This window comes from Coriobacteriia bacterium (genome assembly GCA_013336165.1).
GTDB lineage: Bacteria > Actinomycetota > Coriobacteriia > Anaerosomatales > JAAXUF01 > JAAXUF01.
The window spans coordinates 20,981-32,397 of record JAAXUF010000018.1; the positions used below are offsets into that span (position 1 = coordinate 20,981).

An 11,417-nucleotide genomic window follows, 5' to 3' on the forward strand; every position below is an offset into this window, starting at 1 on the left:
CCGGGGGGCATGGGTGGATCTTCTCAATTGGTTCCGTAATCGCAAAGTTCCTCGGCAGGCGTTGTCTGCGTCGGACGTGTCCGAGGCGGTCGTTAGTAGCGCTGGGCGAACAAAGTACGATGTGCTCTTGGACTCCCGCGCCAATGGGGTCGATGAATTTCGAGCGTGGGTCTTGGATGCGTATCGCTCCTTGCTTGAAGACGGAGACTACATGGAGCTGCCTTGTCGTCCGGAGCGATATGCAAATCCCTTCAGCGTTCGGCTTGGCAACTCCACCACGGTGATTGAGATCGAGGGTGTTTCCTACGGGATGGGAGCTTCGACGAAGGTTTTTCATGCAGAGGATGCAGATGATGATTGGTACGGACTTCCCGTATGGAAGCTGATGCCGAAACTTGCTCCCGAAGGGAATACCAAGAGCAGGCAGCTGTTGGGGCAGCGTGAACAGATTCTTCGTCAGGCGGCTGACCTTATGGAGTACGCAAGGGATGTTCTTTCTGGCGATTTCAAGGTTCTGGACGCCATCGTCGATCACCAACGCCAGCTGGATGAAGAGAGGCTCGCGCGAGCCCCTTCAAGAGCTCAACGTGCAGCCAATGTGGCGGTTTCTGAGGCGGGACATGCTTTCAAACGAGGCGAGTACTCAACCGTCGTGAGGTTGCTTGAGCCGCACCTGGCGCTCTTGACTCCATCTCAGAAGCGTCGCTATGACATAGCTCGTGAACGATCGGTCAACGCCTAACAAACGTTTCGAGCTGACTCGCAAAAGGTTTACGCTTTCTGACAGCGCTACGCTCGCAGCTCAAACGTCAGACGTTAGGACGAACAGACTAGGAGGCTCGTCGTGTTTCAGATGCCGAACGCGGTGACAATTTCGGCCCGGTCCTCCTCCCTGACCAACTCATTCGTGAACTCGATCATTCCGGTCTTTCACCCTTCCCAGGAGGAGATTGAAGAGGCGCTCGCGGTCTTGGGCATGACGCTGGACCACACCGAGTGTGTCTACTGCGGGAACGCTACGACAGAATGGGACCATCTCCGGCCCCTTGTGAAGAACAAGCGTCCGACGGGATACGTTTCGGAGATCGCCAACCTTGTTCCGGCATGCGGCAAGTGCAACCAGTCCAAAGGCGGATCGGACTGGCGGACCTGGATGGTTGGACCAGCCAAGCTCTCGCCTCACACCCGTGGGGTCGCAGATCTCGAAAGCAGGATTGCGAGTCTCGAGCGATATGAGGAATGGCGCACGCCACTTAGGGTAGACTTCGAACAGCTGGCGGGCGGCACTCTGTGGACCAAGCATTGGGACAACCATTATCGATTGATGGACCTGGTCTCGGAGTGTCAGGTCACGGCGGACGAGATCAAGCAGCTCGTTCGTCAAGTCCATGATCAGCGTTCGCCGCGATCTTCTGCACGCGGCGCGGTGCGTCCGCGATCCCGTACAGACCGCCAGCCACGGCAGGCGGCCCAAGCAGATGTGGAGCGGCTGCTGAGGAGTGTCGGCTACGCCGCATTCGTCGAGTACTACGCTGTATTCGCGGACTTGTCACTTTCAACCGAGCACGCGATCGAGCGTCTGCCCCAGCGCTACAGCGAGGGCGGACGGCGAACACGCGTGAACTGCGCACGTCGCATCATCAATGGAGGAATGGCCCGGGAAGCGCTTTCGGCCATCGCGGCTTCTGAGGCTGTGGACCCCGCCACCGTTCGGCAGGCTGAGCAGCTACTGCGTGAACTGGGGTCGTCCTAACAAACGTTTCGAGCTGACTCGCCGATAGTCGTCGCACTCTGAAAGCGCTACGCTCGCAGCTCAAACGTCAGACGTTAGGCCGATATGAAGGGGGATTCATGGCTATCACGCTCGACGATCTCACAGTTAGCTTCGCGCACATCGATCGCGATGGTCTGCTTGCGGACTGGGTCTGGCTCATCGGGACGAGCCGTTTGCCTATTCTAGTCACTGCCGCAGGTGATGCATTCCTGCAGGATGCGGACGATGGCTCGGTTCTGTTCCTCGACACCCAGGCCGCTGAGTTGAGCACCGTGGCGGACTCCCCGGAAGAGCTGCGTTCGCTTCTGGCAGATCGACAGTTCGTCTACGACTATCTGTTTGTCGAGATGTGTGCTGACCTTGCTGCTAGGGGTCGAACCTTGGGGCCGGGACAGGTCTACGACTTGGAGCAGCCCATGGTCCTAGGCGGCAATTGTGTTCCAGACAACATCAGGTCGCTTGATATGGCCGTGCATTTTTCGCTGCTCGGGCAGATCCATGAGCGGGCACGCAATCTGCCGGAAGGAACGTCCATTGCCGGTGTCGGTATCGAGTAGCTACGGCCTAACAAACGTTTCGAGCGGACAGCGAAAGCGCTACTCTTTCGAGAGCGACACGCCTGCCGCTCAAACGTCAGACGTTAGGCGGAGTGTAGTACCATTTGAAGCGGGACAGAATAACTCTGTAGCATGGGGGGATCACAGATGCAGGTGGGAGTCTATGTAGACGGGCGTCCTCTGGAGTTTAATGAGGTAACGCAACTGTTCAGCATCGGCAACGTGCAAGTCAGTCATGCCCAAGTGGCTGGATATGATCGAGCGGGTGAGCTAACTTGGGCAACTAACGAGTTGCGCAATTGGTTCTATCAGCTCCTGAGCCGGACTCCTCCGGCTATCCAGGCACCAGTTCGGAAACGTCGTCGCGCTGGCTTAATAGTTGTCATTGTCGCGTTGGTGCTCCTGTCTTGTTGCGGCATCTCCTCCTGTCTGGCCCGCTTGGGATCCGACGCCACTGGCACTTCGTCCTCGAACTCAGGGGCCAGTCAGGATCAGACTAGCACCTCGTCTTCGAGTTCAGGTGGCAATCAAGGTCAAGCGACTGCGGAACCAGTGATCAAGGTCGGACAGTCTTTCAGTACTGACAAATATGAGATTACTGTGACAGCGGTAGAGGTTAAATCCAAAGTGGGATCCGAATACTTTGACTCCAAGCCTGCTGAGGGCGGTGTCTATGTTGCGGTGCAGTGGAAGTACAAGAACATCACTAACAAGCCAATCAGTTCTTTCTGGAACTCATTCACCGTCAACCTTATCGACCCGAACGGAACCAAGTTTTCGTCTGACGTCAATGCCTCCAGTAGCTACGCGACTGAGATTGACCCAACGCGAAAGGTAATAAGCGATCTCAATCCGGGAATCACGGTCAGTGGCGGGACGGTGTTCGAAGTCGCGAAGGATTCCTTCAGCAAGGACAACTGGACCCTTCTTGTTGAGGGACAGAAGGTTTCCCTCAAGTAGACATAGTCGTTCATAAATGTTCTCTACCCGCCTAACAAAGGCATCAAGCTGGCTCGCAAGAGGTTTACGTTTTCTGAGAGAGTTGCGCTCGCAGCTTATGCCTTAAACGTTAGGCGGAATCATGGGTGTCGGCGAGAGTCTCTCGAAGCGATTGGTTGCGCATCGTAGGGCGCGATCGGCCTCGCGGCGCGCCCGTGAAGCGTTTCGGGCGGCGTACCCTGATAAGCGAATGCACATGGGGCAAGTTGTTCTGTTAGACGATTTCTCCGTTGTGACCGTTTGGTGGGATAACAACATGCGGCCAAACGCTCGGTCATGGTGGCGCGTTCCGTCCCAAGATACACAGACTTGCGAGGAGCTGACGCTCGACGCCGTCTCGGTGATCCTCGATGTTTCCAGCGTTCGATGAGCACACGGTTGTCGTATTGTGGGAGCGTGGGGTTTGGCGGGTGCGCGTTAAATGTGAATGGCAGTCAAGGGGGACTAGATGAGTGATCTGTTCGCTGAACTCAAGCCTGACATCGAGGCGTTGGCAAATCCTTTGTTCGAGGCGTCGGAGATGTTCGTGCGCAAGCGCGGTCAGTTCCTGCCCCATGGGGCTGTTCTTGAGACTGACGGCAGTGTTCGTCTTGTCATGGCTGCTCCGGATGACCTCGACGCGAAAGTATCGTCAATCGAGATTCTGCCACGCCTGCATGAGGCACTTCGCCGCGAGGCAGAAGAACATGCGCTCAAAGCAGTGGCCGTGTGTGAGGACGTGACGATCACGCCGGCGGGACACAGGCAGACGCGAGCCGTCAAAGTTCTCGTCGAACATGCTCGTGGGCTTACGGTTGCCCTCTATCTGCCGTATCAGCGAAAGCTGCTCGGCAGCTGTAGTTTCGGCGATATCTTGCTGATGGTTGCGGAGCCCGAAGTGCGTCCGTGGGCCGTGGAGAGATCCGCCTAACAAACGTTTCGAGCAGGCGGCGAAAGCGCTACTCTTTCGAGAGTGATACGTCCGCTGCTCAAACGTCAGACGTTAGGCATACGAAAGGAGAGTCTGTGAGGGTCTTCCTAAGCTGGTCGGGTTCACGGAGTCGTTTTCTCGCAGATGCTTTGCGAACATGGCTACCCCGGGTGATGCAGTCACTTCGTCCTTGGATGTCTGACGAGGACATTGCGAGCGGCGCTCGCTGGTTGCCTGAAGTATCGTCGGAGCTTGGGCAGGCCAAGGTTGGCATATTGCTGGTAACGCCGGAGAACCAGTCAAACCCTTGGCTTGTTTTCGAAGCAGGTGCCCTTTCGAAGACGATTGAACAGACATTTGTTTGCCCACTGCTATTCGATATGACTCCAGTTCAACTGGGCGGTCCTTTGGCTCAGTTTCAAGCGGTAACTCTTGACCGTGCGGGAGTCCTGAAAGTCCTTCAGAACCTGAATCGAGCACTAGACGCTGATAGGATATCTGAAGTCGATCTGGGGGAGATCTTCGACGTATGGTGGCCTCACTTGGAGGCGCAATTGCTAAAGATTCCCAGTCTCGATGAACCGGTCGCGGCGCCGCGCACGACCGAAGAACTACTAGAAGAAATCTTGGCGCTCAACCGCGAGCAACTTCGACGCGAGAACGTGCGGCTGGAGCACTCCCAAATCCGTGACGAGTACATTGATCAGTTCATACCTGTTATGGAACAAATGGCGGGGACTGTGAGGGTCATGCAAGAACGTGGAGAGATGATGGCCAGGGATCTGCCGTCAGCACTGCACCCGTACATCAATTCAGATGTGCCTGTGGCCAGCATGGATCAGATGACGAAGTTGGTGCGCGATTCGTCAAAGATGAATCGACAAGCATTACAGCAACTGCTGTCGATGCCTTCAGAATCAGAAGACGCTTTGCAGCCTGAGACAGATGCCTAACAAGCGAATCGAGCAGAACGCCAGGAGTTAGACTGACAAGCACGCGGATGCGCGTCTGCTCATTCGCTGGACGTTGGGCAGATCCAAAGAGAGTGCCGGGTTGAGGCGCCCCGCGCACGCACGTCTCTCGCTGCGTTGAACGCCACATCTTCGCCGGAAGGGGACAGTACCATGTCATCGTCAGCAACCATCCCGGAACTTATTGACGCTTACCGCGTTGGCCCGGCCGCTTTGCGCGACGCGATCGCCGGGATGGACCCGGAGGCGCTGTGCGCCCGTCCTATCGCCGGCAAGATGAGTTCACTTGAGGTGCTTTGTCACATCGTCGACTCGGATCAGTTCATGTGTGATCGCGTCAAGCGCACGATTGCGACGGACAAGCCGCTGCTCATGGGCGTTGAGTCTGCGAGCTATCCGGGACCGCTCCACTACCACGAGCGCGATCCTGAACTCGATCTACGCCTGCTTGCAGCGCAACGTGAACAGCTTGCGGCAGACTTGGAGCGTCTCGCTCCGCAGGCATGGGAACGCACGGCGGTGCATTCTGAAAACGGCCTGCAGACTCTGCGCGAAGTATTCGAGCACGCTGTCGAGCACCTTGAGGATCATGTGGTCACCATCATGGACAAGCGCAAGGCAATGGGCTTGTAGGGGGTCACTCCTTTGTGGACGTTTTTTTGAGTGCGACCTGTGGCGCGTGCGCTGACTGCCCAACAAACGTTTCGAGCAGACGGCGAAAGCGCTACTCTTTCGAAAGCGGCACGTCCGCTGCTCAAACGTCAGACGTTCTACACATACACGGCACTCGCTCGCACATGATACGGCTCTTCAAAGAAGCAAACGGCAGGGAACCGGCTGAAACGCGGCGCACCATTGCATTCAACCTAGATGCAATGAGGGAAGTGCCCACCGTGCTTCGTGCCTTGGAGGGGCGATATCCGTCGATATCACCCCTCCAGAAGTGTAGAACAAGCGAATCGAGCAGAACGCCAGGAGTTAGACTGACAAGCAAGCGAATGCGCGTCTGCTCATTCGCTGGACGTTCGATGGAACAGGAGTGAGGTAGTTGCCCGAACTAGGTTCAGCGGAAGCGCGGACATCGGAGGAGCTCCTTGTGGCTCATCGGGTTGAACGTCAGGACGAAGAGAGTCAGTGGGAATCCCTGACGGCTCTCCAGAAGCGCGGGGGGCAGACTGAATTCGATCTGGGCAGACGTTTGACCCAGAGTGATGACCCATCTGACCGTGAAATCGGCGCGAACCTTCTTGGCCAGCTTGGCTCGGGGACGCCTACCTTTCTCACGGAGTCGGTGGACATTCTTCTGACGATGTTGGGCGATCCGGATTTGGATGTACTTGGAGCCGCCATCATCAATCTGGGGCATCGCGGCGATGTGCGCTGCGTCGCAGCGCTGTGTGAGTTCACGAATCACGAGAGTTCTGAGATTCGCTACGCCGTGGCGTCTGCCCTTGGCGGATTCGGCGATGAGCTGGCAGTGGCCGCACTGATTCAACTTGCTCAAGATACTGACTTCGACACTAGGAATTGGGCTGTGTTTGGTCTCGGGTCACTGACTGAGGCAGATAGCGATGAGATTCGCGAGACTCTGGCGAGTGCCCTTGATGATCCGGACCTCGAGATTCGCGGCGAGGCCCTTGTCGGTCTTGCTCGTCGCGGCGATCTACGTGTACGCGCTGCGTTACTGCGTGAATGGGAGGGCAGCGATGTCAGCCTTCTGAGTCTTGAGGCCGCAGAAGAGCTGGGGGACTCCGCGCTCTTGCAGCGGCTCGAAGAACTTCTGACGACCTTAGACTTCGACGAAGGCGGAAGCTTCGAGTCGCAACTCCTAGCGGCAATCGCAGCGTCCAGTCAGGTTATGCGTGGTCCATCGAACAAACGTTTCGAGCTGACTCGCAGATAGTCGTCGCTCTCGGAAAGCGTTACGCTCGCAGCTCAAACGTCAGACGTTAGGCCGATATGAAGGGGGATTCATGGCTATCACGCTCGACGATCTCACAGTAAGCTTCGCGCACATTGATCGCGACGGCCTGCTCGCGGACTGGGTCTGGCTCATCGGGACGAGTCGTTTGCCTATTCTTGTCACTGCCGCAGGTGATGCGTTCCTGCAGGATGTGGACGATGGCTCGGTTCTGTTCCTTGATACCCAGGCCGCTGAGTTGAGCACCGTGGCTGACTCTCCGGAAGAGCTGCGTTCGCTTCTGGCAGATCGGCAGTTTGTCTACGACTATCTGTTTGTCGAGATGTGTGCTGATCTTGCTGCCAAGGGTCGAACCTTGGGACCGGGACAGGTTTACGACTTGGAGCAGCCCATGGTCCTAGGCGGAAATTGTGTTCCGGACAACATCCGGTCGCTCGATATGGCCGTGCATTTCTCGCTGCTCGGGCAGATCCATGAGCGGACGCACAATCTGCCGGAGGGAACGTCCGTTGCCGGTGTCGGTATCGAGTAGCTACGGCCTAACAAACGTTTCGAGCTGACTCGCAGATAGTCTTCGCTCTCTGAAAGCGCTACGCTCGCAGCTCAAACGTCAGACGTTAGGCACACATAACCGAAGGTTGACGCACATGAATGAGGGTTGGCACGGCGACGAGTACTACATCATCTTTGGTGAGGGTGAGATTGCGGACGCCACTCAGAGGTATCGCGTTGCTCAGGAATTCCCTGAACACTCGGTGATGGGTCTGCGCGGCTGGGACGATCTGATTGTGTGCGATAGCGAAGGCCAAGCGTTTGCGGTTCCGTCGGTACCGCTTGACGCACGGCATGTGCTGCCCTGCAATGTTCCTGAGGCAGCGTCTCTCGAGGCGGATAGTCGCTTCGTCGGACTGGTCAAATGGTACGTCACGCCCATCGTCTTCGGGGGTGACCCTCAGGCCCAAGACAACATAACCTGGGTCAGCCATGAGCAGCACTCTGAACTTGTGGCTTGGTGGAACGAACGCTATCGCGAACTCAAAGGCAACGACGCAGGAGCCTAACAACGGCATTCAATTGATAGCGCCACGCGCTGTGGCTGATGCTTCGAATGTGCAATTGCCGGGAGTGGTGTGTTTAGTATCTGAATCCGCGGTGCCTAACAAACGTTTCGAGCGGACAGCGAAAGCGCTACTCTTTCGAGAGCGACACGCCTGCCGCTCAAACGTCAGACGTTAGCTCCACTAGGAGACCTATGAACCGTTTGGATCTCACTATTGCGCGACGGTCCGCCCCCACTGGTCTGGGCGTTGAATACATGGACTTCGTCATCGACGATACGCCGCTTCGGCAGCTCTTCAGCGAGTTCGATCACGTCTCGTGTATCGCTCGTTTTCCCGTCAAGGATGAGTGCATCAAAGCCGCGTCTTGGTTGTTGCCTGGTTCGACCGACTATGGCACGTGGCGATGCTCGATGTACGTATGTGGAGAGTGCGGCGATCCCGAGTGCGGCGAGGTGTCTGTCTGCGTAACGGTCAGCCCCAATACCATCTCATGGCACAGTTTCGCTTTCGATACCGCGCTCGATGGACAGATTGATGAGTTCGATGACGTGGGTCCGTTTGAATTTGACAGGGCTGCCTACTCTCGTTGTATCGAGAGGGGCATCGTCTGGTTGCGTGGAGGGAGCTAACAAACGTTTCGAGCAGACTCGCAGATAGCGGTCTCGTTCTGAAAGCGCTACGCTCGCTGCTCAAACGTCAGACGTTCGATGGAGCTGATGGTTAGGGTCGATATCGTATTTGGGGGACCGATGGCAGAGATCGAGTACTACGTTGGCAAGAATCTCATCGTCACGAGCGCGAGACTCAAATACCGGGATGTGACGTGCCCGATTTCTGGAGTGACGGCCGTTCGCGTGTCGAAACTTCCTGAGGTAGAGACTGATCGGCATGGGTCGCGGATGGCTCGGGGTGTGGGCTTGTTCCTCGTGGGTGCCATTATCGCAGTCTTGATGCTGGTCAGTGGGCTGAACGCAGGAATGCTGTTCAGCATTGCCGGCGTCTTCTGCGTTATTGGCGTCGCAGTCGCGGTAGCCGGGGCGAGAATGGTTAGATCTGGATGGATTGCGGATCGAGAGGATTCGGCACGTCGCGGAGTGATCGTGGGTCTTTCGTCCGGGGAGAACCTCAACATACGCGTAGCTTCTCTCGACACTGCCAAGCTGATCCGTGAGGCGATTGAACAGGCGCTGACATCTGGTGTCACGCTAGGCAGTCAGTCATCGATTGCTGATGAGCTGAGCAAGCTCGCGGAACTGCGTGATGCGAGCGTAATCTCCTCTGAGGATTGGGAGCGCGCCAAGGATCTCTATCTGGGCAAGCGACCGGATGAGCGCGCGGCGGCGATCATCCAATTGAGACGACTGCATGAACTCCATCGGGATGGGATCCTGTCGGAATCCGAATTCAACAGCAAGAAGTGGGACATCCTCAGCCGCTCCAAGTAGCGCTTGCGACCGGTGCCGGCCACATCGAACAAACGTTTCGAGCTGACTCGCGGATAGTCGTTTCGCTCTTAAAGCGCTACGCTCGCAGCTCAAACGTCAGACGTTCGACATACCAAATGATGGGGGGGTTACACCGATGGCGATTGCTATCCTAGTTCTCGGCTTCGTGATGAATGTCGCAGGGGTGGCCATCAGCTCCTCGCGCGATCTGCAGTGGCTCAAGGTCACTGTGCTGGGCTGGGCGCGTGAGAGCCGGATGGCCGCGGCGTCCCGACTGCGAGCCGCTTGGTCTAGGCTCAGGGGTGGTAAAGTCAGACCCCAAGCGATATCCGGGTCAGCGTCGATCAACATCGCCACGGGCAGCTGGGCAACCGGGTTCGCGTGGAATGAGATCCCCGATGGATTAGATCTGGGGGAGACGGTCAAACGGCTGCAGTCTCGGACAGACATCCTGCTTCAAATGTGCTTGAACGAGAGCGCCGGTCGTGCAGAAGCCATCGGGCAAATCAAAGCTGTGGTGAGCGAGACAACGGAGTCAGTTAATGCCCGATTCGTTGATCTCGATGCAAGAATCCATGACTTTGACGTGAAGCCGGCGGGGCAGAGGGCCACGGGAGCGTTGCTCGTGATTTGTGGCTCGGTTTTGATGTTCGCCTCTGGGTTCATGCATGTCTAGATGGGATGTCGAACAAGCGAATCGAGCAGAACGCCAAGAGCTACACTGACAAGCAAGCGGATGCGCGTCTGCTCATTCGCTGGACGTTAGACGGAGGGGGATACTGTGTTCGGATGGGGTAAGAAGGATTCGCGTCCCGATGTTCAGCTGGTGTATGCACGGTCTCGCATTCTTGGAATTCGTATTGTCCACGCCATGGCATGGCCTCCGCCAGACATGCTCGTTGGGATGATGGAAACTTGGGATGCGTCGGAGCGGGAAGCTTTGCTGCAGCAGTATAAGCAGGCAGCAGACGCGATCCGTGGATCTCTTGAGACATCCGGAGTCTGGAAGCACACGACTCTGGACGAGAGGCAGTTCTTCACAGCGGGCCTGACCGGGCGGTCTCAGCAGCAGCTCGTCGACTCTTCTTGGGCAGTAGAATCTCTCTCCTGTTGCCTTTGGGCCATGTCGCTTCTGCCTGAGATGCCCGGTTTCGACCAAGAATCCGACCCAGCCATCGCAAAACTCTTGCCACCGTCTGCGGAAACGCTTGCGCTAAGAAGCGGGGACGAGCTGGAAAAGGCCCGATCAGTAGCGGAGCTTTGGCACTGGCGAAGTCGTACACGCCAGTTGATCGAATCCGGCCAGTCAATCCCTGCTCTGCCTGACGGGATGACGCTGGACGAGGTGGTTCGTCTGACATCTGAGGCGGCCGCCAAGGCCGGCGATCTGCGAGACGTGTGCGATGGCGACTTCTGTGCTTTCGGCAAGCCTTACCGTTCGATTTCCGCGGAAGAGTATTCGCACGCGACATCTATTGCGGCTGAACGACACAAAGCACTCAATTGGATCTGTGGTATGGCTCCAAAGAATGACTGGAGCTTGACGCCCACAGATACATGACGGGGCGTTCGTAGACCCGTCTAACAAAGGCATCGAGCGGGCGGCGAAAGCGGTACGCTAATGACAACGCATGACCGCCGCTCATGCCTCAGACGTTAGCTACAGCAGTACAACGGCGCTGAAGAACTCGATGCATTTGAGGCTCGCGCTCCGCGCTCAAACACGAATGAATTGCTATGCAAGGGGGGATTGTATTGGCTGATTGCTTTGAGCCTGTC

General features: G+C 56.8%; 14 protein-coding genes. All 14 read left to right on the forward strand.

What is annotated here, in order from left to right; translation table 11 throughout:
* Positions 1-211: 211 nt before the first annotated feature.
* The 14 genes from HGA39_09280 (at position 212) to HGA39_09345 (ending at position 11,199) form a co-directional block, all read left to right on the forward strand.
* Positions 212-742 (forward strand): hypothetical protein, encoded by a 531-nt coding sequence (locus HGA39_09280; protein NTW29535.1) that lies wholly within the window; start codon positions 212-214, stop codon positions 740-742.
* A gap of 111 nt (positions 743-853) precedes the next feature.
* Positions 854-1,753, forward strand: coding sequence for an HNH endonuclease (locus HGA39_09285; protein ID NTW29536.1), 900 nt, complete (start codon positions 854-856; stop codon positions 1,751-1,753).
* A gap of 104 nt (positions 1,754-1,857) precedes the next feature.
* Entirely contained in the window at positions 1,858-2,331 is a 474-nt protein-coding gene (locus HGA39_09290; GenBank protein ID NTW29537.1) for a DUF1851 domain-containing protein, read from the forward strand.
* Between the two features lie 552 nt (positions 2,332-2,883).
* The gene (locus HGA39_09295) at positions 2,884-3,291 is read left to right on the forward strand and encodes a DUF4352 domain-containing protein (GenBank protein NTW29538.1); all 408 of its coding nucleotides are present in this window, start codon (positions 2,884-2,886) and stop codon (positions 3,289-3,291) included.
* 487 nt (positions 3,292-3,778) lie between these two features.
* Positions 3,779-4,240 (forward strand): hypothetical protein, encoded by a 462-nt coding sequence (locus HGA39_09300; GenBank protein ID NTW29539.1) that lies wholly within the window; start codon positions 3,779-3,781, stop codon positions 4,238-4,240.
* 95 nt (positions 4,241-4,335) lie between these two features.
* Positions 4,336-5,193 (forward strand): toll/interleukin-1 receptor domain-containing protein, encoded by an 858-nt coding sequence (locus HGA39_09305; protein ID NTW29540.1) that lies wholly within the window; start codon positions 4,336-4,338, stop codon positions 5,191-5,193.
* 171 nt (positions 5,194-5,364) lie between these two features.
* Entirely contained in the window at positions 5,365-5,844 is a 480-nt protein-coding gene (locus HGA39_09310; protein ID NTW29541.1) for a DinB family protein, read from the forward strand.
* A gap of 415 nt (positions 5,845-6,259) precedes the next feature.
* On the forward strand, positions 6,260-7,114 hold the full coding sequence (locus HGA39_09315) for a lyase (GenBank protein NTW29542.1): 855 nt from the start codon (positions 6,260-6,262) through the stop codon (positions 7,112-7,114).
* A 76-nt stretch (positions 7,115-7,190) separates the two neighbouring features.
* Complete coding sequence (locus tag HGA39_09320; GenBank protein ID NTW29543.1) at positions 7,191-7,664, forward strand: DUF1851 domain-containing protein; 474 nt, start codon at positions 7,191-7,193, stop codon at positions 7,662-7,664.
* Positions 7,665-7,779: 115 nt separating this feature from the next.
* Positions 7,780-8,193, forward strand: a complete 414-nt coding sequence (locus HGA39_09325; protein NTW29544.1) for a hypothetical protein — start codon at positions 7,780-7,782, stop codon at positions 8,191-8,193.
* 191 nt (positions 8,194-8,384) lie between these two features.
* Positions 8,385-8,822 carry a hypothetical protein gene (locus tag HGA39_09330; protein ID NTW29545.1) on the forward strand — a complete coding sequence of 146 codons (438 nt, stop codon included), beginning with the start codon at positions 8,385-8,387 and terminating at the stop codon, positions 8,820-8,822.
* Between the two features lie 120 nt (positions 8,823-8,942).
* Positions 8,943-9,638 (forward strand): SHOCT domain-containing protein, encoded by a 696-nt coding sequence (locus HGA39_09335; GenBank protein NTW29546.1) that lies wholly within the window; start codon positions 8,943-8,945, stop codon positions 9,636-9,638.
* Between the two features lie 136 nt (positions 9,639-9,774).
* Positions 9,775-10,314 (forward strand): hypothetical protein, encoded by a 540-nt coding sequence (locus tag HGA39_09340; GenBank protein ID NTW29547.1) that lies wholly within the window; start codon positions 9,775-9,777, stop codon positions 10,312-10,314.
* Between the two features lie 264 nt (positions 10,315-10,578).
* Positions 10,579-11,199 carry a DUF4272 domain-containing protein gene (locus tag HGA39_09345; protein ID NTW29548.1) on the forward strand — a complete coding sequence of 207 codons (621 nt, stop codon included), beginning with the start codon at positions 10,579-10,581 and terminating at the stop codon, positions 11,197-11,199.
* Positions 11,200-11,417 lie beyond the last annotated feature (218 nt).